General features: G+C 55.5%; 18 protein-coding genes. 9 read left to right on the top strand and 9 right to left on the bottom strand.

Annotation, left to right across the window (positions count from 1 at the left end; translation table 11 throughout):
* Positions 1-208: 208 nt before the first annotated feature.
* Both K2F33_RS05035 and K2F33_RS05040 read left to right on the top strand, forming a co-directional pair.
* The gene (locus K2F33_RS05035; RefSeq protein ID WP_263881146.1) at positions 209-2053 is read left to right on the top strand and encodes an LTA synthase family protein; all 1845 of its coding nucleotides are present in this window, start codon (positions 209-211) and stop codon (positions 2051-2053) included.
* A 268-nt stretch (positions 2054-2321) separates the two neighbouring features.
* Positions 2322-3302, top strand: coding sequence for a glycoside hydrolase family 113 (locus K2F33_RS05040; protein ID WP_263882293.1), 981 nt, complete (start codon positions 2322-2324; stop codon positions 3300-3302).
* 187 nt (positions 3303-3489) lie between these two features.
* Here the strand turns inward: K2F33_RS05040 and K2F33_RS05045 are convergent, their stop codons facing one another.
* Positions 3490-4560, bottom strand: coding sequence for a LacI family DNA-binding transcriptional regulator (locus K2F33_RS05045; RefSeq protein ID WP_263881148.1), 1071 nt, complete (start codon positions 4558-4560; stop codon positions 3490-3492).
* A 334-nt stretch (positions 4561-4894) separates the two neighbouring features.
* Between K2F33_RS05045 and K2F33_RS05050 the strand changes: the two genes are divergently transcribed.
* Genes K2F33_RS05050 through K2F33_RS05060 form a run of 3 tightly spaced genes read left to right on the top strand, consistent with a single transcriptional unit; the run spans position 4895 to position 8883 of the window.
* Complete coding sequence (locus K2F33_RS05050) at positions 4895-5296, top strand: hypothetical protein (RefSeq protein WP_263881150.1); 402 nt, start codon at positions 4895-4897, stop codon at positions 5294-5296.
* Between the two features lie 10 nt (positions 5297-5306).
* The gene (locus K2F33_RS05055; protein ID WP_263881151.1) at positions 5307-7052 is read left to right on the top strand and encodes an ABC transporter ATP-binding protein; all 1746 of its coding nucleotides are present in this window, start codon (positions 5307-5309) and stop codon (positions 7050-7052) included.
* On the top strand, positions 7036-8883 hold the full coding sequence (locus K2F33_RS05060; protein ID WP_412973964.1) for an ABC transporter ATP-binding protein: 1848 nt from the start codon (positions 7036-7038) through the stop codon (positions 8881-8883). The genes K2F33_RS05055 and K2F33_RS05060 overlap by 17 nt, the downstream gene beginning before the upstream one ends.
* Before the next feature lie 197 nt (positions 8884-9080).
* Here K2F33_RS05060 and K2F33_RS05065 read toward each other — a convergent pair whose 3' ends face one another.
* From K2F33_RS05065 to K2F33_RS05075, 3 genes are all read right to left on the bottom strand, one after another.
* Positions 9081-10085 (bottom strand): alpha/beta hydrolase, encoded by a 1005-nt coding sequence (locus K2F33_RS05065; protein ID WP_263881152.1) that lies wholly within the window; start codon positions 10083-10085, stop codon positions 9081-9083.
* A 168-nt stretch (positions 10086-10253) separates the two neighbouring features.
* Positions 10254-10670: a hypothetical protein gene (locus tag K2F33_RS05070; protein WP_263881154.1), complete on the bottom strand. Its 417-nt coding sequence runs from the start codon at positions 10668-10670 to the stop codon at positions 10254-10256.
* Between the two features lie 10 nt (positions 10671-10680).
* Positions 10681-11229 carry an NAD(P)H-dependent oxidoreductase gene (locus K2F33_RS05075; protein ID WP_076171918.1) on the bottom strand — a complete coding sequence of 183 codons (549 nt, stop codon included), beginning with the start codon at positions 11227-11229 and terminating at the stop codon, positions 10681-10683.
* Between the two features lie 178 nt (positions 11230-11407).
* Here K2F33_RS05075 and K2F33_RS05080 point away from each other — a divergent pair, with 178 nt between their 5' ends.
* From K2F33_RS05080 to K2F33_RS05090, 3 genes are all read left to right on the top strand, one after another.
* The gene (locus K2F33_RS05080; protein WP_116233405.1) at positions 11408-12043 is read left to right on the top strand and encodes an HlyD family secretion protein; all 636 of its coding nucleotides are present in this window, start codon (positions 11408-11410) and stop codon (positions 12041-12043) included.
* A 12-nt stretch (positions 12044-12055) separates the two neighbouring features.
* Positions 12056-13600: a DHA2 family efflux MFS transporter permease subunit gene (locus tag K2F33_RS05085; RefSeq protein WP_263881155.1), complete on the top strand. Its 1545-nt coding sequence runs from the start codon at positions 12056-12058 to the stop codon at positions 13598-13600.
* Positions 13601-13790: 190 nt separating this feature from the next.
* Positions 13791-14420, top strand: coding sequence for a LysE family translocator (locus tag K2F33_RS05090; RefSeq protein WP_263881156.1), 630 nt, complete (start codon positions 13791-13793; stop codon positions 14418-14420).
* Here the strand turns inward: K2F33_RS05090 and K2F33_RS05095 are convergent.
* Both K2F33_RS05095 and K2F33_RS05100 read right to left on the bottom strand, forming a co-directional pair.
* Positions 14362-15801, bottom strand: a complete 1440-nt coding sequence (locus tag K2F33_RS05095) for an amino acid permease (RefSeq protein ID WP_263881157.1) — start codon at positions 15799-15801, stop codon at positions 14362-14364. The genes K2F33_RS05090 and K2F33_RS05095 overlap by 59 nt on opposite strands.
* 173 nt (positions 15802-15974) lie before the next feature.
* On the bottom strand, positions 15975-17234 hold the full coding sequence (locus tag K2F33_RS05100; protein ID WP_263881158.1) for an alkaline phosphatase: 1260 nt from the start codon (positions 17232-17234) through the stop codon (positions 15975-15977).
* A gap of 236 nt (positions 17235-17470) precedes the next feature.
* Here K2F33_RS05100 and fumC point away from each other — a divergent pair, with 236 nt between their 5' ends.
* Positions 17471-18859: a class II fumarate hydratase gene (gene fumC / locus K2F33_RS05105; RefSeq protein WP_263881159.1), complete on the top strand. Its 1389-nt coding sequence runs from the start codon at positions 17471-17473 to the stop codon at positions 18857-18859.
* A gap of 84 nt (positions 18860-18943) precedes the next feature.
* Here fumC and K2F33_RS05110 read toward each other — a convergent pair whose 3' ends face one another.
* The 3 genes from K2F33_RS05110 to K2F33_RS05120 all read right to left on the bottom strand — a co-directional run bounded on the left by K2F33_RS05110 (position 18944) and on the right by K2F33_RS05120 (position 21310).
* On the bottom strand, positions 18944-20200 hold the full coding sequence (locus K2F33_RS05110) for an MFS transporter (RefSeq protein ID WP_084203966.1): 1257 nt from the start codon (positions 20198-20200) through the stop codon (positions 18944-18946).
* 180 nt (positions 20201-20380) lie between these two features.
* The gene (locus K2F33_RS05115) at positions 20381-20968 is read right to left on the bottom strand and encodes a TetR/AcrR family transcriptional regulator (RefSeq protein WP_076171937.1); all 588 of its coding nucleotides are present in this window, start codon (positions 20966-20968) and stop codon (positions 20381-20383) included.
* Positions 20969-21148: 180 nt separating this feature from the next.
* Positions 21149-21310: a hypothetical protein gene (locus tag K2F33_RS05120; protein WP_163881934.1), complete on the bottom strand. Its 162-nt coding sequence runs from the start codon at positions 21308-21310 to the stop codon at positions 21149-21151.
* Between the last annotated feature and the right edge of the window lie 18 nt (positions 21311-21328).

Below are 21328 nucleotides of genomic sequence, written 5' to 3' on the forward strand. Positions count from 1 at the left end.
TAGAAATGACAAGGATTCGCCTTTTGACATCTTTCTGAGCCGAAGGCATAATAAACCTATTGCCCTCGATTCCATGCGACAAAAGGGCTCAAGCAACCGCAGGATATTCAATTTTATGCGCAATCATCCAGCTTTTCGCGCGATATACTCAGCTGCCCGGCTTAGATCAGCCAGTCAGCCCGTCATTAAAAGGAAGGAAGTTGGTAACGTGTCTTCACTTCGTGGATTTCTGCGAAAACCGTTTGTCTTATTCACCATTCTTTTACTTTTAAAGGGGTATTTGGCATGGGCCGTTACGTTTAATGACCTGATGCCCTGGAAGCCCATCATTACCGAAATTCCGTTTATTTGGCTCGTGTTCTGTCTGATTGAGTGGTTTGCCGGCAAGCGGAAATTCGGGGCTTATGTCATCGCCAACCTGCTGCTGACCACGATCTTTTTCGCCGTCATTATGTACTTCAAATACTATGGCGTCATCGCGACTTACCATGCCCTGGAGCAGGTCAACCAGGTTACGGCCGTCCGCAACAGTGTCTTTTCGCTGATGGACCCTTACTATTTGCTGATCTACGCCGACATCGTCGTGATCTTTGTCATCATGGTGCGGGGCCGTAAAGCGCGGCAATGGAAGGATCAGACCAGCCGCCGGGCCCGCCGGAGCGTCGTTACCGTGCTGTTCATTCTGTCCCTCGTGATCTGCCTGTTTAATATCGTTCCGAACCGGGCCAGCATGAACGAGATCACAAAAGCCCAGCAAATGGGCATTTTGAATTATGAAGCGTATACGATTTTCTCCAAGAAGAAAGAAGACATCGTTCCGCTGAACAGCATTACCCAGGCCTCGATCGATGAGCTCAAAGGCATCAAGAAGACCGATCAGCCGCAGCATTTCGGGGATGCCAAAGGCAAGAACGTCATCATTATCCAGCTGGAATCGTTTCAGAATTTCCTGATCAACCTGAAGATCGACGGCCAGGAAATTACGCCTAATATGAACAAGCTGGCCAAAGAGCAGTACTACTTCCCGAACTTCAACCAAATGGTCGGCCAAGGCAATACATCAGATGCCGAATTCGTCGTGAACACCTCGTTCTATGTTCCGCCGAGCGGAGCAGCCACGCAGAACTATGTCGACAAGAAGCTGCCGAGCCTGCCGAGGCTGATGGAGAGCAACGGTTACGCGACCGCGACCTTCCATACGAACGACGTGGAGTTCTGGAACCGCGGGGAGCTGTATTCGTCCCTTGGCTTCCAGCATTATTACGACAAGTCCTTCTTCGGTGACGAAGACTCCTTCTTCTTCGGCCCATCGGATGAAGTGCTGTATAAGAAGACTGCCGCGAAAATGAAGGAAATGGACCAGGAAGACAAACCGTTCTATGCCCAGGTCATCTCGATGTCGGCGCATCATCCGTTCACGATTCCGGAGAGAAAATACCACATGCAGCTCCCTGAGCGATACGACGGTACGTTCGTCGGGGATTATATCCGCGCCCAGAATTATGCGGATTATGCGCTGGGCCAGTTTATCGATGAACTGAAGACTAACGGCCTCTGGGACGACAGCCTCATCGTCATCTACGGGGATCACATGGGACTGCCGCTGTACTCCCTGGACCGTGATGATAAAGAATTGATGAAGGAAATTTACGGACATGAATATTCCTATTCGGATATGATTAACATTCCGCTGATTCTGGCGGGCGGCTCGATCCAACATCCGGAAGTGAACAACACGGTGGGCGGACAGGTCGACATCCTGCCGACGGTCGCCAATCTGACGGGCGTTTCCGTCAAAGACCATATTCATTTCGGACAGGATCTTTTAAATCAGAGCTATAATCTGATTCCGGAGCGTTATTATTTGCCGACCGGTTCCTTCCTGACCGGCAATGCGCTCTTCGTGTCGGGAGCCGGATATGAGGATGGAGCGCAGTACCCGCTGAGCGGCCGAACCTCAGTGGACGGCGGCACTACGGAAGAGGAATATAACCGGGCGCTTAAGCTCCTTAATTTGTCCGACAGCTACGTGAATCAGCAGCCGCTTAAATAGAGAATGGCCTCATGCATATCAAGCCTTGCCTGTACAATTACGGGCAGGGCTTTTATTTTTCACCTTTGTTATCAATGTGTTATCTATTTTTCACGCACCCTATCTCCACACCAAGACGGGAATACCATCTATAATCATCATATTTTCACAGCCGCACACTTGATCTTCAGGCGTATTTTGTTTATAACAATTATATAAAGTTATCATAACCAAATAACGAAATACGCTAACAAAAATAACACAAGAAGAGGTGCACACGGTGAATTTAATGCGCAATAACTTGCTGGAAGGATATATCGGCGGCATGACCTGGGGATGGACCGGCATCCGTGGAACATGGAACACGCCTGAGGCCGGACATTCGATGGAGGAAATGGTAAAACGCCTCGGCGTGAACTGGACGGCCGTCACCTTTGCGGCCCTGCAGGATACGGCCCATTCGACGGAAATCCACTTTGCGGAAGAGCCGACCGTAACGGATGAAGAGGTTCGCCATGCGATTGCCTCCGCCAAGCGTCTCGGCTTGCGCGTCTGCCTGAAACCGGTCGTCAACTGCACCGACGGAACTTGGCGGGCCCATATCAACTTTTTCGATATTGACGTGCCTTGTGAACCGAAATGGTCCGAGTGGTTTGACTCTTATACCCGATTTATGCTGCACTATGCGGCTATGGCCGAGGAAACCGGCTGCGAAATGCTGTGCATCGGGTGCGAGATGGTGCAGACCGACCGAAGGGAACGGGAATGGCGCGAGCTCATCCGCCAGGTTCGGCAAGTATACTCCGGCATCGTTACCTATAACTGCGACAAATATCAGGAAGGCCAGGTGGCTTGGTGGGATGCAGTGGATGCCATTTCATCCAGCGGCTATTACCCGATCGACAGCTGGGAAGAGCAGCTGGACCGCATTGAGCCGGTCATCCGCCGGTACGGCAAGCCCTTCTTCTTTATGGAGGCGGGATGTCCCAGCCGGACCGGTTCGAGCCGGATTCCAAACGACTGGGGACTGCCCGGAGACCCAAACGAGGACGAACAAGCCGCTTATTATGAGCGGATGTTTGAAGCCTGCGCCAGCCGTTCATGGGTGGGAGGATTTATGCTGTGGGACTGGCCGGCAGCACTGTATGCACCGGAGGACGCCGCCGGGAATGATGATTACTGCCCTTATGCGAAAAAGGCGGAGGGCCTCATCCGCGATCATTACACGGCACAAATCCGCGAGTTCGGTGGACTGCCTTCCCAGCCGTAAGCGATCTAAAGGGCGCACAGGAAGACTGAACCTCGCGATTTCAGCTCTTTCAACCCGCACATACGGCAACCCCGTGCACTTTCCGGAAACTTCGAAACTTCCTTTATCGATAAAAAGCATCCCGCCTGTTGGGCAGGATGCTTTTTTTGTTATGACCGGCTGAGATTTCATCGTACCTGCTGTGATTTCATCTCCCGGAGCCATCCGGCGCCTGCGCCGTGGAATCACGGTAGACGATATCGCCGGCGAGCAGGATTTTTTCCAGAGGCGTATCCGCCTTGTCCATTCGTTCGAGCAGCTTCTCGACAGCCCGGCGGCCCATCGCCTCCTTCGGAACATGAACGGTCGTCAGGGACGGACTGCCCTTGGCCGCATCGGCGATATTGTCGAATCCGGAGACCGACACCTCCTCCGGAACCCGCACGCCAAGCTCGATCAGGATATCCCGGGCCGTCAGCGCAATCGCATCGTTGGCGCAGACCAGTGCGGTCGGCAGCGATTTGGATTTGATTTTCCGCGAGATCCACGACCGGATTTCGGGCTCGAAGCTGCCGTTCTCCAAATCGGGAAGCGGAATGACCAGCCCTTCCTGGCTCGGCAGCCCCTGCTCATCCAGCGCCGTCCGGTACCCGATGGAGCGGTCCCGGAAGCTGCGCGAATACCGGTCGTTTCCGATGAACTGCAGCCGCTGATGGCCGATGCCGATCAGGTGGGTCGTCAGCCGGGCCATCACATCCATATTGTTCGCAAAGACCGTGTCGGACGGAATGAGCGGATCCTCCATGTCGACCAGCACGATCGGCAGCCCCATCCGGTGCACCTCCAGCAGCAGCGGCGTGGAAATTTCCCCGACCCCAATGAGTCCGAGAATCCCTTCCGGATTCAGGAGGCTGACAAAGTTGTCCACGTTCTGCTCAGAGATGATCACCATGCCCAGTCCCCGTTCCTCGAGGCTGATCGAAATCCCCTCCATAATCTTGCCCCAGTACAGCGATTCCCTGTTCTGAAAACGGATATTGGGCATCAGCACGATCACGGAATGCTTGGCACCGCTGCGCTTAAGCGTGTTAGGTTCCGTGCGGGGGCTCCTCATATAGGCTTTCTTTTGCGAAAAATACCCGAGCTGGGAAGCCGCCTGGATCACCCGCTCCCGGGTCATTTCATTGACTCCGCCCTTGCCGGACAGCGCCTTGGATACAACGAACTTCGAAACGCCCAGGTGGTCGGCGATTTGCTGCATCGTAATCTTTTTGGCCATCGTCTCTATTTCACCTCAAATAAACTGTCATTCATATTACGAATATCGTAAAGGGCTGCATCGGGCGTGCCGCTTCCAAGGCGGTTTAGACGCCGGTGATGCTCCGGGTCCGAATACAGCCGTTTCTGGAACCATGTTTGTTAGTCTGCGGAATCAACAACATTATAACAAAATGGACGCTGGCATTATATAGAGACGATAACGAAGACCAGAGAAAGCTGGATTTTTCCAGATTTAGGGTAAAAGGAATTGACTCTCACCACACAATCGTATACATTTGTATACAAACAGCAATGCACGTATACACATCCACTAATTCTAAGGAGTGACGTCAATGAAAGAAGATATGAACAACGAGAGCGGCCGCTGGGAGCGAGGCGACCGGCGCGGCGGGGGCCGCGGACACGGGCACCACGACCACGGCCGGCGCGGCAAAAGGGAGCATCACGGCGACGACGAGGGCGGCCGGAGCTTTCAGAGCGCCCAGACGTTTCGGCGCGGCCGCGTGCTGATGTTTCTGGAGCGTATGCAGGTCATGCGCAGCACGCTGATGCAGCAGCTGAGCCAGCCCGAGTTCCAGCCGATCCAGCAGGTCATTACCGGTGAGCTGAAAGCCGTTGACCAGATGATCCAGGAGTACATCCATACGTTCGAGCTGCGTGAAACGGCGGATGGCGGAGCCTCGGGTTCTTCGCCGGGAGGCCAGGCGCAGGCTGCCGATTCTGATACCAAGTGAGGTCCCGCCCATGTGGAAACTGATGATATCCTACCTTCGTCCGTATAAGGTGTCGGCTCTGCTGGCTCCTCTGCTGATGCTGCTTGAGGTATCCATGGACCTGCTGCAGCCAGCGCTGATGGCGAACATCGTTAATAAAGGAGTGGTTCCCGGCGACCTTGCGTACATCGAGCGAACGGGTCTTCTGATGATCGGGGTTGCCGTAGTCGGCCTGCTGGGCGGCGTGGGGTGCACCGTCTTTTCAACTTATGCCTCTCAGCATTTCGGCACCGATCTCCGGGACCATCTGTTCCGGAAAATACAAACCTTTTCCTTCCGCAATCTTGACGAGCTGAAGACCGGATCGCTGATCACCCGGCTGACGAATGACGTCGTTCAGCTGCAGACAGTGGTCCAGATGATCCTGCGGAGCATCCGCTCCCCGCTGCTGTTCCTCGGCAGCCTCATCCTGGCCCTCTGGATCAGTCCCCGGCTGACGCTGGTCCTGGCGGTATCGATCCCTGTCCTGGTCGTCTTTCTGGTGCTGCTGATCCGGAAGTCTTTTCCGCTGTTCGGCCGGGTTCAGTCGATGCTCGACCAAGTGAACGGCGTCCTGCAAGAGAACCTCGCCGGCATTCGGGTCGTCAAGGCCTTCGTCCGCGCAGGCTATGAACGCAAGCGCTTTGCCGGCGCTAACGGCGATTACACGAAGGAGGCCATCTCGGCCAATCGGCTCTTGGGGCTGAACATGCCGGTCATGACGCTGATCCTGAATTTGAGCATCGTGGCGGTGCTCTGGTACGGGGGTGCCCTTACCCGCGGCGGATCCCTTCCCGCCGGCGATTTGATCGCTTATATCAATTACGTGACACAGCTCCTGTTCGCCATGCTGATGGTAAGCAACATGCTGACCTTCATCTCCCGGGCCAGAGTCTCCGCGGCCCGGGTGCAGGAAGTGTTTGACGCGCAGCCGGACATTGTCGATCCCACCGGCGCCCAGGCCAAGGAACCGGCGCCCGCGGATGTTGTCTTCGAGAATGTATCCTTCGGTTACGGGGAGCATCCGCATGCCGATCCGGTGCTCAGCGGGATCACCTTTACAGCCAAACCGGGCCAGACGACCGTCATTCTCGGCGTTACCGGATCCGGCAAATCCTCGCTCGTGCACCTGATCCCGCGGCTCTATGACGCCACCGGCGGCCGCGTTCTTATCGGCGGCACGGATGTCCGCGACATCCCGCTGGACATCCTGCGCGGGATGGTGGGCATGACGCTGCAGCAGTCCGTGCTGTTCAGCGGCACGGTGCAGGATAACATCCGATACGGCCGGCCCGCCGCTCCGCTGAAGGAAGTGACTGCGGCGGCCAAGGCCGCCCAGGCCCACGATTTTATCATGCAGATGCCGGACGGCTATGAGACCGTGATCGGGCAAAAAGGCGTCAACCTGTCCGGGGGGCAGAAGCAGCGCCTGTCGATCGCCCGCGCGCTGCTCGTTAAGCCGCGGATTCTCATCCTGGACGACAGCACGAGCGCGGTCGACGTCGGCACGGAATCGCGCATCCAGGCTGCGCTGAAGGAGCTGATGAACCGCAGCACCAACATCATCATCGCGCAGCGGATCAGCTCAGTCATGGAGGCCGACCAGATTCTGGTGCTGGAGAACGGCTCCATCGCCGCCCGGGGAACCCACGAAGAACTGCTGCGGACCAGCGCGATCTATCAGGATATTTACCGTTCGCAGCGGAAGGAGGAAGATACGCATGCCGCAGCCAACTAAACAAGCCGGCGCTGAACCCGGCCGCGGGGGCCCTCCCATGATGGGCCATGGACCCGGCCGAAACATGGTCATGCAGAAAGCCAAGCCCAAGCAGGCTGGCGCTACCCTCAGAAGACTGTGGGCCTATCTGAGCCGGCAGCAGTTCGGGTTGATCATCGTATACGTTACGACCATTCTCAGCGCGGTCATTTCCCTGATCGGCCCTTTCCTGCTCGGCAAAGCGATCGACCGCTTCATTATGCCGAAGGAGCATGAAGGCTTCTGGTCGCTCTGCTTGCTGATGATCGGCATCTATGCACTGGGCAGCGTCGTTTCCTGGATTCAGGTGTACGTCATGACGGCGGTCTCCCAGCGCACCGTCTTGGCCCTCCGCCAGGACCTGTTCGATAAATACCAGCAGCTGCCGCTGCGCTTTTTCGATACCCATCCGACCGGAGAGCTGATGAGCCGCACGACCAATGACATCGAGAACGTGTCGAACACGCTGAACCAGAGCGTAACGCAGCTCCTGAACAGCATCATTACACTGGCCGGGTCGCTGGTCATCATGCTGAGGCTCAACCTGCCCCTTACGCTCGTCAGCCTCATCAGCATTCCGCTCGTGCTCGTGGCAACACGCCAAATCACGCGGCTGACCCGAAAGCTGTTCAAAGCCCAGCAGCAGCACCTCGGCGAGCTCAACGGCTTTATTGAGGAGACCGTCAGCGGGCAAAAAATCGTCAAGCTGTTCCGGCGGGAGCCTGTCGCGGTCGAGCAGTTCCAGAAGATCAACCACAAGCTGAATCAGGTCGGCATCCGCGCGCAGATCGCCTCCGGCATGGTCGGGCCGGTCATGAACATGGTGAACAACCTCAGCTTCGCCCTGATCGCGGCGGCCGGCGGCTGGATGGTGTTGCAAGGGCACACCACCGTCGGCATCGTCGTCAGCTTTCTGAACTACTCCAAGCAGTTCGGCCGGCCGATCACCGAACTGGCCAACCAGTTCAACCTGATGCAGTCCGCCATTGCGGGTGCCGAGCGCGTATTTGAGATTTTCGACCTCGACACCGAGTATGCCGAAGACCACAAGCGGACCGTCGCGGAGCTTGGAGAGGTAAAGGGCAGCGTCGAATTCCGGAATGTAACTTTCAGCTATAAACCGGGAACGCCGGTGCTGCAGGACGTATCCTTTACCGCCGAGCCCGGTCAAATGATCGCCCTCGTCGGCCCTACGGGTGCAGGCAAAACGACGATCATCAACCTGCTGACCCGGTTCTACGAGATCGACCAAGGCGACATTTGCATCGACGGGGTGAGCATCCGCGATATGGATAAAGACAGCCTGCGGAGCAAGGTGGGGATCGTCCTCCAGGACGCCTACGTCTTTTCCGGCAGCATCCGCGAAAACATCCGGTTCGGACGGTTAGATGCAACCGATGCCGAAGTGGAGCATGCCGCCAGGCTGGCGAATGCCGACCGCTTTATATCCCGTTTGCCGGACGGGTATGATACAATCCTGGCCGCCGAGGGCAGCAATCTCAGCCACGGCCAGCGCCAGCTGCTGACCATCGCCCGGGCGATCCTCGCCGATCCGGCCATCCTTATACTGGACGAAGCCACCAGCAGCGTCGATACCCGGACCGAAATGCATGTCCAGGAAGCGATGCAGACGCTGATGAAGGGACGGACCAGCTTTGTCATCGCCCACCGGCTGAGCACGATTCAGGATGCGGACCGGATTCTGTTCATCCACGGCGGACGCATTGCCGAGCAGGGGGACCACCGTCAGCTGCTGGAAGCCAAAGGTTTTTATTATGACTTGTACACCAGCCAGTTTCAGCGGGCGATATAACTTATTGGGTATAAGAAAAACGTCTATCGACGTACCTTCAAAGAAGACAGACCGCGTCTAAAGGAAGTTTTTCTTGCGAGATCAGGAAGCAGGAAGCTCCGAAATTTATACTTTCTGATCTCTTAAATAAAACTCCGGATGCCTTCACAGGCGCTTCCGGAGTTTTTTTCGAATGAACGATGTTGTCAGGTCAGGATTTAACCCTCCACGGGGGTCAGAACAGCCTGCGGCTCCGATTCGGGAATCATTTCCTTTTCCGTCCCCTTCCCTAACCGGATATAACGCCCAATAAATTGGCGTATCTTGCGTTCGTACTCTTTTTTGTCCACAAAATAAGCGTTCGCATGCGAAGCCCCCTGAACCACATAGACTTCCTTATCCCCTGCCGCGGCATCCACAAGACGGTGCAGCATGGCGTATGGGACAAAGGTATCGCGGTCCCCGTGAATAAACAGAATCGGGAGCTTCGTCACGGCGACCTGCTTCAACGCTGAGGCTTCTCCGAAGGAGTATCCTGCCCGCAGCTTGCACATCAGGCTGGTTGCCGGCAGCAGCGGAAATGGCGGGAGCTTATACATCTGCTTGAGTTGATGGGTCAAAATGTCACGCACTGACGTGTAGGCACAGTCCGATACGATGCACTTCACCTGCCCCGGGAGCTCCTCCCCGCTTACCATCAGCACCGTCGCTCCGCCCATGGATACGCCGTGCAGTATGATTTCCGCCCCGGGTCCGCTGCGGTCAATGACCGTGCCGATCCACCGCATAATATCCCTGCGGTCCGGCCATCCAAACCCGATGTAATTCCCTCCGCTTTGGCCGTGCCCCCGGTTATCCGGCATTAGCACGTTCATGCCCATCTCATGGTACAGCTTAGCAAAAGCCCCCATTTCCCGGCCCTGGCTGGAATAGCCGTGCACGACGATGGCGGTTTGGCGGGCAGGCGTCGCTGCGGGGATGAAATATCCTTTGAGGGCAATTCCGTCCGAGGACGTCAGTTCCAACGTCTCTACAGGCTGGCTGCGGAGCCACTCCTCCTCAAGCTCCCAGGGGTGCTCTTCTTTGACCAGCGCCGGATCGGCTTCCAAAAACTCCTTCGTGCTGCGCTTGATGCCCACATTATAAAAATAAGCACTTGCCGCGGCCAGCAGTAAAACGATCACGGCCAGGCAGATGATGGCGACCCATACGGCGGTGAACATGATGGTGATCTTTCCCTCCCGGTCTTAGGCGATTATTGGATATGTATAAAATAACATTCCGCAGCACGGCATACAATGGCGGTTCTGCGTCCGTTCCTTTCGGTCACGCAAAAACAGCCCCTTCGGTCCATCACCGAAAGCGGCTGTTCGCTGTACTGCAGGATCCTGCTACTTTTTGTTCTTCGCCATCGACCGCAGCGCTTCCCGGTAGGCGTTGTCCGTACTGTAGTCCGGCTTTGGCGCCGGCGGCTCCTCCTCCTTGGCCGGCGTGCCTCCGGCGAACTGCCGGAGAGCATCGCGGTAAGCCCGGTCGCCCTGCTGCTCCGCAGCCTGCGGCCTCCGGGTTGTCACCGGCACCGGCTCGGGTCTTCTTACCGGTTCAGAGGTCACCCGTCCGGTGGTTGCCGGCAGCGGTTCCGCCGCCTTCACAGGTTCAAGATGAGCGGCTGGCTCCGCCGCCTCTGGGTTGTTTGGGACGGATTCCGGAGCATCCTTTTTTTTCGCCGTTTTCTTGGACATCCGGGCATTGTAAATAAAAAGAAAAACCAGGGCGAGGACAGCCAGAACGATAAAGGCGATAATCATAGCCTGTACCTTACCTTGCTGCCGAGGAGAATCGTCCGGCCAATTCGGCTACGCGCTTGCCTAATGCTCGGCCCAGGGCGAGGTCGTTTTCGCCGGGCAGGTTTTTGGGATCGTCATCCGAAAGCTCCACGGGACACGTCACACCCACGCCGTAATACGATCCGTACAGGGCATTCTCCGGTATGTTTCCGGGAAGACCGACAACGATCATGCCGTTGTGAAGCATCGGCGTCAGCAGGTTGATCATGGTGGATTCCACCCCTCCATGCACGGTTGCTGTCGTGCAGAATACGGCCCCTACTTTGTTGACCAGTTTGCCCTGCGCCCACAGGTAGCCGAGCCGGTCAATCCAATTTTTGAGTCCTGAGCTGATGGTTCCAAAATGCCCCGGACATCCCCATACGATGGCGTCCATATCCTCCAGTTTATAAATGTCCGCTTCATTGACGTGAGCGATCTCTGCCTCAGCTCCGTCTACGCCCTTAGCCCCTTCCCATACGGAACGCGCCAAGGCTTCCGTGTGGCCGTTTTCGCTGTCGTAAACCACGTACACTTTCATGCATAACTCCCCTTTCATCAACTGGATTTCTTATTTATCCCCAGGGCAGCGTTCCTTTATCCTAGCAGTGATCCGGGAAATTCCTCTGCTGAATATGAATGGGGCAATTAGGAGATGCTCTTGGATATCTGTTTTCAATCGATAACTAGGAAGCAACTTTAGGAGGGATCATGCTTTTATGAACTCGCGTGCACTGCTGGTCAACGTTGTAGTCGTCATCATTGTGCTCGTCCTGGGCGGCGCGGCCATTTATTACTACAACCAGACGTCCAACTACATTAAAACCGACAACGCCCAAGTCACCGGACAGGGGGTATCCATCACCGCACCAGCGGCCGGCAAGCTTACGACCTGGAACGGATCCGTCGGTAAATATTACAATTCCGGCGATGTCGTAGGAAGCGTAACTTCCGGAGGTACCCGGGTCGATATTACGTTCCCTGTGAACTCCACCATTGTTCAGCAAACAGCGGTTCCCAATTCTTTTGTATCCCCGGGAACTTCGCTGGCAAGAGCCTTCAACCTGAACAACCTGTGGGTTACAGCCAATATTGAAGAAACCAAGCTGGATAAAATCAAGGTTGGCCAAACCGTCGACGTGTACGTTGATGCTTTTCCGGATACAACGCTAACCGGCAAGATCGATCAAATCGGACTGGCTACCGCGTCTACGTTTTCGCTGTTTCCAACGACGAATTCCAACGCCAACTACACCAAAGTGACGCAAGTCATCCCTATCGTCGTAACCATTGAAGGATATAAAGGCCTCGGGCTCGTTCCAGGCATGAATGCGACTGTCCGAATCCATATTTAGGGGGCTTGTCTAATGGAAAATATACACTTGGGGCGGACGTTGACGGTACTCATGCTCGGGGCGTTCGTCTCCATCCTGAACCAGACGCTGCTGAACGTGGCGATCCCCCACCTGATGAACGATTTCAACGTGTCCGCAACGACGGTGCAGTGGCTGTCCACCGCCTACATGCTGGTGAACGGCGTGCTCGTTCCGGTCACGGCTTTTCTGATTGAGTCCTACGGGACCCGGGTGCTCTTTATTACGGCCATGAGCCTATTCACCATCGGTGCGGTGCTCTGCGCCGTCAGCACCAACTTTCCGCTGATGCTGTTCGGCCGCGTTGTACAGGCCAGCGGGGCGGGGATCATTATGCCCGTCGTGATGAACGTGTTCCTGACGGTTTTCCCGCCCGAAAAACGCGGGACCGCGATGGGCATGATGGGGATTGCCATGATGTTCGCACCGGCGATCGGACCGACGTTATCGGGATGGATCGTGGAGCACTATACGTGGCGCATCCTGTTTTTCATGGTCATTCCGCTGGCCGTTCTTGATATACTGTTCGCCCTGAAGTGGCTGAAAAACATCAACCGCCTGACCAAACCGAAATTCGACTTCTGGGGCGTCGTCTTCTCTACCCTGGGCTTCGGGATCCTGCTGTACGGATTCAGCTCCGCCGGAGACAAGGGCTGGACCAGCTTTACGGTGCTTGGCTCGCTGATTGTTGGCGCCATATTTATCATCCTGTTTATCGTGCGCGAGCTGAACATGGAATCACCGATGCTCGATTTCCGCGTGTTTAAGTACGACATCTTCTCGGTTTCGACGGTCGTCGGCGGCCTCGTCAACATGACGATGTTCGGAGCGATGCTGCTGCTTCCGATTTACCTGCAAAATATCCGCGGGTTCACCCCGCTCCAGTCCGGCCTGCTCCTTCTGCCAGGGGCGATCCTGATGGGGATCATGTCCCCGATCTCGGGAGCGATTTTCGATAAAATCGGCGCACGGCCCCTGGCCATTATCGGGCTGCTTATCACTGCGGTCATGACCTTTGAATTCAGCCGGTTGACCGACGCTACGTCGTATTCGCATCTGATGATGCTCTACACGATTCGCAGCTTCGGCATGTCGCTGATCATGATGTCGGTACAGACCGAGGGACTCAACCAGCTTCCCTACTACCTCGGAAGCCACGGAACCGCGATGTCCAATACGATGCGGCAGGTGGCCGGGTCGATCGGGACCGCGCTGCTGGTGACGGTGATGTCGACGCGGACCACTTTTCACATCGCGGAATCGTCCACGCTCTACAACGAAGACAATCCGTTCATCATGCAGGATATCGCTGCACTTGGGCAGGAGGTTGCCACCACCGCAGGGGTTCCCGCCGAGACCGGCGTATCGCTGGCACTGCAGTCGGTGCTGGGGCTGGTGTCGTCGAATGCAAGCATCAACGGCATCAACGACGCCTTTATCGTGGCGACCTGGTTCGCCATCGCCGCCTTGTTCTTTTCCCTCTTCCTGCGCCGGGCGCGCAAAGGCAAACGGTCCGCGAGCCCGGCCAAGCAGCCCTAAGCTTCTAGACCCAAAGCGCAGCACCAAGATATTGGGCCTCATGATCGGGGTACATATACAAAGCCGCTATCCCGCATGGGATAACGGCTCTTTTATTTTTCGGACAAGATTTGCTTTTTTAGTCGTACAAGCAGAGCCCCTCTCATAGGATGTAACAATGCGACAGACCGATGAAGGGGGTTCTCTTTGAATGAGTGTATGGATCAGCCATTTCCTGCTTGGCCTTTCCCTGGCCGCTCCGATTGGTCCCATCAATGCGGCACAGATGGACCGCGGGCTGCGCGGAGGCTTTTTACACGCGTGGCTGGTGGGCCTCGGGGCCATGGTGGCCGACGGAATTTTTATGCTGCTTGTGTATTTCGGGGTCATTCATTTTCTTAACATCCCTTTTATGAAAACGTTTCTGCTGCTGTTCGGCTTCTTTATCCTGACTTATATCGGCGTAGAAAGCCTCCTGACCGCAGGAAAAGCGGGTATGGAAACCCGCAGCAGTAATGAATCGCATGTGAAATCCTTCAGCGCCGGCTTTATCATGTCCATCTCTAACCCGCTGTCTATCCTGTTCTGGATGGGGATTTACGGGTCGGTTCTCGCCGACATGATCGCCAAGTACGAAGCCAAAGAGGTGTTCTTGTACAGCTGCGCCATCATGGCCGGCCTCCTGCTGTGGGATGTGCTGATGGCAATCTTAGCCAGCATGTTCCGGCGGGTGCTTACGCAGCGCCTGGTCAGCGCGATTTCGGTCATTTCCGGCATTTCGCTTATCGGATTCGGCCTCTACTTCGGATACGAGGCATACCGAATTTTGTTCGGGTCCTGATCGTCCTCGGGCCAGACTCTGCTTGCTCTTCGGTATCGTACGAGCTCTTCTTCGGCCCATCAGTCTTGTTCCAGAAATGGCGCATGACCAGCGTAACACAACCGATCACGACGATAAATCCGAGACTGATGAAAAAACCGGGACGGCTGATTTTATGAAACAGCGTTCCGATCAGTGTCAAGGCGATCAGCGCCATGCCGATATACCTCTTGGCTTTGCCCCATCCGGTCAGCTCCAGCAGCTTGCCGGACGTGACGAGAATAAACATCCAGTTATACAGCAGCATCATGCCCGCAGCCGTCGTAATGTACTCATATACGCTTTTCGGCATCAGCAGAGCGGATACCACGGAAGCGAGGAGCCCCACAGCCGTCAGACCGATGGCCGGCAGGGGCTTTTTGCCTTCCTTCTTCTTGCCCTTAATGAAAAAGGGCGGTGCGTCCCCATCGCTGGCCAGCGTAACGATCATCGTCGTCACCGCAAACAGCGAGGCCGTCATCGTCGAGAAGCCGGCAATAATGAGGACCGCATTAAACAAATGCGGCACAAACGGAAGCTTATAATCGACAAGAGCCACCACAAACGGGCTCTCCTCGGCGGCATAGGATTTCCATGGCTCGAGAATAAGCGCCAGTCCGATGGAAATGACATAAATGGACACTAACAGCAGCAGCATCACTTTGCCAGCCTTCGGCGCGTCTTTGGGCTCCTTCAGCCTCATGGTCATCAGACCTAACGCTTCCAGACCCCCGTATCCGTAAAAAGCAAAAATGAGCGCCGCCCAAAATCCTGTGAGCCCGCCCGGTACCCAATCCCGTGGAAAGGCGGGACCGTGAGCTTTGGTCGGGAGTACGCCGGATACCGCCAGAATGGCGATGACCATAAACATAAAGATCGCCGCAATTTTTAGCACGGCAAAAATGTTCTCCATTCGCTCGAATCCCTTGGTTCCAATCCAAATAATAAGGAGCCCGAGAACACCGTACCCCGCCGCAAAGCACCACATCGGAACCTGCGGAAACCAAAAGCGCGAAAACAAGGCAAGCGCCGTTAATTGGCTCCCCATAATAAGCAGCTCCGACGACCAGTACACCCAGCCGCTGCTGAACCCTGCCCACCGGCCGAAAGCCTTCTTGGCGTAAGAGCGGAACGAGCCCTCCATCGGATCCTCCGCTGTCATTTGAGACAGCTTGTCATAGACCAGGTAGGCCCCGAACGCCGCCAGGGCGTACGCAACGACCGCGGAAGGGCCGCCGATCTCGATCGCAATATGAGAGCCCAGGAAAAAACCCGTACCGACCGTGCAGGCCACCCCAAGGAGCGACAGCTGCCACCATTTCAGTTTCTTTTCTTTCGTCTGGGAGCCTTGATTCTGTGCCATAAATGATTCCCTCCACCGTATTGGTCGAACTCTGTTATCATCCCCTGGAGGTGACATCTTATGTACATTATGGCGGGCCCCGAAATACCAAAAAACCGCAGCTGCAGGGACTTTCGCCATCCTGCAAACTGCGGCTTTGAAACAATAGATTTATGATTCCTTTTAACGATTCGTTACTTCTTGATTCCCCAAGCTTTCAAAATGGCATCATGCACATACGTGTTTTCGTAGACGCCTGCAAACAGCTCGGCTCCGCTGCCCGTAGCCGTCAGTGGCACGTCCACGCCGGAATGGCCGGAAGTCGTCCAGTCCACATAGAACTGATTCTTCGAGTTCGCGATGGCGAACGGACCGTCTTCCTTCGAGATGCCGTCTCCGGTCTCGTCCTTGTCATCCGGCTCTTCGATCGTCAGGCCGCCTGTCTCATGGTCGGCCAGCACAAGCACCAGCGTGTCAGGATGCTTTTTCGCGAATTCCTTGGCGACGCCTACCGCTTTATCCAGCTCCTGGCCGGCTTTGATCGTCAGCTTGGCGTTATTTTCATGCGCCATTTCGTCCGTACCTTCTTCCTCCACCATCAGGAAAAAGCCCTTTTTATTCGTAGAGAGGGTATCGAGCGCCTTTTTCGTCATATCCACAAGCGGTACCGTCGGGTTGTACAGGTCGCCTTGTCCTTCCTCTCTTTGCTGGAACATTTCTTCATTGGCGAACAGGCCGAGAATTCTGCCGTTCTTCGCTTTGCTCAGCTCTTCTTTGTTCGTTACAAATTGATATCCGAGCTGCTTGGCTTTCTCAACCAGGTTGCCCTGAGTGCCCTTGCTGCCTTCCGACGGATCTTCAGCAGGCTGGTCCGGATGCGGCCCCGGCGTACCTTGCGGGTACCAGAAATCCTCACCGCCGCCCAGCAGGACGTCTACTTTTTTCTCCAAGTATTGCTTGGCAATATCGCTTTGCTTCGAGCGGTCCTCCACATGCGATGCGAATGCCGCAGGCGTTGCGTCGGTAATTTGGCTCGTCGTCACCAGGCCCGTAGATTTGCCTTTCTCCTTGGCGATTTCAAGCAGCGTTTTGACCGGTTTTTTGTTGGCGTCCACGCCGACGGCTCCATTGTAAGTCTTCACGCCGCTGGCAATCGCCGTTGCCGCTGCAGCGGAGTCGGTGACCGTAGTTGTGGAATGGGTACGAAGAAGTCCAACATATGGCATATCGTCCATTTGCAGCTTGCCGTTAACGCCAACCGTGCTCAGACGGATGGCATCGCGAGCTGCGGTGCCCATGCCGTCACCGACAAACAGGATCACGTTTTTAGCTTTGCCCACATTGGGCGATGGAGCTTTCGAGTTTCCTTGGGCGCTGACCGAGCCCGTAAAAATTAAACTTGCCGCCGCGCTCAGGCAGAAAGCGGTTTGAACCAGACGTTTACTGCGTTTCATTCATCATTCACTCCTTTAAAGGATTCTAGCATGTCCCCATTATAGGAGCCGATTGTTAAACGGGATGGCGGAGTTTGTAAAATGTATTTCATCTTTACGAAGAGGCATGCGGATTGGGGCCGGACAGGTCCAAACTGGCTTCGGGTGAAATCTGTTTTCTCCTGGTCCCCGGATTATGATATATTTCATATCAGGAAGACCTATTTTTCATAGAAGTGGAGAAGGAGGAAACACAATTGGAATTCAGAATTGAGAAAGACACCATCGGCGAGATCAAGGTTCCGGCGGACAAGCTTTGGGCGGCGCAAACCCAGCGCAGCTTTGAAAATTTTGAAATCGGCACGGAGAAAATGCCCCTTGAGCTGATTCGTGAATTCGCCATCCTCAAGAAAAGCGCAGCTCTCGCCAATAAAGAGCTCGGCAAGCTGAATGCAGAAAAAGCCGACGCTATCGTCGCAGCGGCCGACGAAGTGATTGCCGGCAAACTGAACGATCATTTTCCGCTCGCCGTATGGCAGACCGGAAGCGGCACCCAGTCCAACATGAACGTAAACGAGGTCATCGCCAACCGGGGGAACCAGCTGCTTCAGGAACAAGGCAGCGACCAGCGTATCCACCCGAACGATGACGTCAACAAGTCGCAAAGCTCCAATGACACCTTCCCGACCGCTATGCATATTGCCGCCCTGATCGCCGTGGAGGATCAAGTCCTGCCTTCCCTGGTGAAGCTGAAGGAGACTTTCCGGGCGAAGAGCGAGCAGTTTATGGATATTATCAAGATTGGCCGGACCCACCTTCAGGACGCGACTCCGCTGACCTTGGGCCAGGAAATCAGCGGATGGCACCGGATGCTGGAGAAAAGCGAAGGCATGATCCGCAGCAGCCTGGAGTCCCTGCGCGAGCTGGCGATCGGCGGGACCGCGGTAGGAACCGGGATTAACGCCCATCCGAAGTTCGGCGAGATGACGGCAGCCAATATCAGCAAGCTGACCGGCAAAACGTTCACATCGGCAGAAAACAATTTCCACGCGCTCACGAGCCATGACGAGATCGTCTATGTTCACGGCGCGCTGAAAGCGCTTGCCGCAGATCTCATGAAAATCGCCAACGACGTGCGCTGGCTGGCCAGCGGTCCGCGCTGCGGCATCGGCGAGCTGACGATCCCGGCCAATGAACCGGGCAGCTCCATCATGCCGGGCAAGGTCAACCCGACGCAGAGCGAAGCACTGACGATGGTCGTCTGCCAGGTTATGGGCAACGATGCAGCGATCGGCTTCGCGGCGAGCCAAGGCAATTTCGAGCTGAACGTGTTCAAGCCGGTCATCATCTATAACTTCCTGCAGTCCGCCCGCCTGCTGGGCGACGCCATGCGCTCATTCAACGATCATTGCGCCGTGGGCATCGAACCAAACCGCGCAGTCATCGAGCGCAACCTGAATCAGTCGCTCATGCTCGTGACGGCACTCAATCCGCACATCGGCTACGAAAACGCCGCCGCGGTCGCCAAGCTGGCACACAAGGAAGGCCTGACGCTGAAAGAAGCGGCCCTGAAGAGCAACCTGCTCACCGAAGAGCAGTTCGACGCGGTCGTGCGTCCGGAGGAAATGATTCATCCGAAGGAATAGTTAGAGATAGAAAAAAAAGTCGAGTTAAGGTCAGGAATCTTCCTGGCCTACTCGACTTTTTTTATTTCTCTCACCATACTCCCCTCAGCTTGTCATTGCCCCTCGGTCTGCCCCAGCGGCGGCAGGTTTGGCTTTGGAGCGTGCCAGCCGGATTTCCTCCTGCTTTCTCGCGGCGTAATAACGCCGGAAGCGGACGGAATAACCGAGCATATACAGCACCAACAGCGAGGCCAGCGTGTTCAGCACCACGAGCGACACATGCAGATCGAAAAAGTACGTCAACACGCCGGTGCCGACAACCGGTACGATAAACCCGGCATAGCCGGCAAGGTAAAAGGTCGTGATGACCTTTGACCGAGCCTCGGCGTGCGGCAGCTCACCAGCCAGACGCAAGCTGATTTGGAACGTCCAGCCGCTGCCAAGGGCTTGAACCAGTACCCCGATCCACAGCAGAACGATGCTTCCGGTGGATCCTGAGAAGACGACCAGCCATGCCCCGATCGACAGCAGCGCGATGCCAAGCCGAAGACGGGTAACCGGTTCGCTCGCCAGCGGCAACAATTGCAGCAGGGCCCCTCCTCCAAGCAGCAGCAGGATCAGCAGGCCGGAGACGGACAAGTTGGATGAATGGAGCACGCTTTTCACAAAAGAAGGAATCAGGGACAAAATAATACCATTCAGCGTAAACAGCGTAAAGATCGGCAGGGCGCTGAACGACCAGAAATGCGGGCTGATCTCGGACGGCACTCCCAGCGATATCGGTGCAGGTGCCGCTTTCGGCTTGCCTTTTTGAGCCAGAAAATCGGCATCCTTTAACGTTTCCAGAGCCATCCACGCGGTCACCAATAATGCCGTCAACAGCCAGAAAGGAACGCGCAGCGGCATCAAGTGCAGATACTGAATGACCAGTCCCGTCAAAGCCGGACCGAGACCGAATCCGACCGAGACCGTTATACCCGATAAGGTGATGGCCAGCGGGATTTTATCACCCGGCGTCTGCTTCAGCAGAAACGCCACCGCGGTACCGGTAAACGTCCCGTAAGCGATCCCCTCCAGAATCCTTGCGGCATACACGAGCCATGCCTGCTGACTGCCCATAAATACCAGAGTGGCAAGAATGGAGATCCATATGCTGATCCGGAGCACCCGCTTGAGCCCCCAACCGCTTCCCCGGGATCCGGAGACCAGCAGTGACGGCAGCAGGAACAAGGCGTATACCGCAAACAAAATCGTGATCTGCAGGCTGCTTAGATGGTAACGCTCCTGATAGAGCGGAAATAACGGGGACGTAAACGTCGCCCCGATCGACATCATTAAAATGATCCAAAGCATGCGTTTCATATGATTACCCTCACTTTTATTGGAATGTTCGTTCAAGAAAAAGGGTTAAAAATCGGCCTCCTCCCTACAAAAGGGAGAAGCAGCCGGTGCTGTAACTGCATTTATCTGAACGATCGTTCAAGAAAATCTCAAAAAAATAGGGTCCAGACTCGCTGAAAACTTCCCCATTTCTATTTATCTTTAAAAAACCGTAGACACCGCGACGGCACAAATATCCTCCAGTACGCCGCGATCAGCCGTCGTCCGGGCCATGACATGGACGCCCTGCTTGACGCCGTTCAAAAAACGGGCCAGCTGGCGCAGACTTTGCTTGCTTCGCACCAGCCCTTTGTTTTGCGCCCGCATCAAGAAGCTGAACAGCAGCCCTTCTGTATGCATATAATGCGCATCGATCCGGCTGGCGACGTTCGGGACATAAGCTACCGCTCCCAGGGTCGTGTTCGTCATGAGGCAGCCGCGCCCACGGGCCGCGTTACTCAGTGAAACGTCCATCACTCTGGAAAAATAACGCTCCAGCTGCTCCTTGGGCGAGTCGCTGTCCTCTTTTAAAATATAGTTGTAATTCTCGTCCGTCCTTGCGCTGAAACGGTCCAGGCAGGCCAAAAACAGCTCATGCTTGTCGCCGAACGTATCGTACAGGCTGCCCCGGTGAATCCCGAGATGATCGCACAAATCCTGGATTGAGGTGCTCTCGTAGCCCTTCTCCCAGAACAGGTCCAGCGCCTGGTCGATGGCTTTCTCCTGGTCGAATTCCTTATGTCTGCCCATACCGTAAACGCCCCTTTCTTGATCATGATGTGAGGATAACATTTTCTTGAACGTGCAGTCAAGTATTTTGCGCAAAAACAGGCGGGACGCCCCCGATCTTCACGATCTCCTTAAGGCGTCCCGACGTCATATCGCTGCTATAAATGGAAAATGGTCTTTTGGCCAAAGCCCGAGGGCCGATTATTCGTTATCCTGGGTTGGCTGCTGGCTGAACGCTTCTTTAGCGTCCTTCACCATTTCTTTGGCGAACTCTTCTCTTTGTTTGTCCGGTACCGGCATTTTGTTCAGCTCGGTTCTTTGGACTTCGTATTTGCTAGGCTCTTGATCGTTGTGATTCGTCATGTCCGGGTGCACCTCCTT

This window comes from Paenibacillus sp. PSB04 (assembly GCF_025809195.1).
Lineage (GTDB): Bacteria > Bacillota > Bacilli > Paenibacillales > Paenibacillaceae > Paenibacillus_AQ > Paenibacillus_AQ favisporus.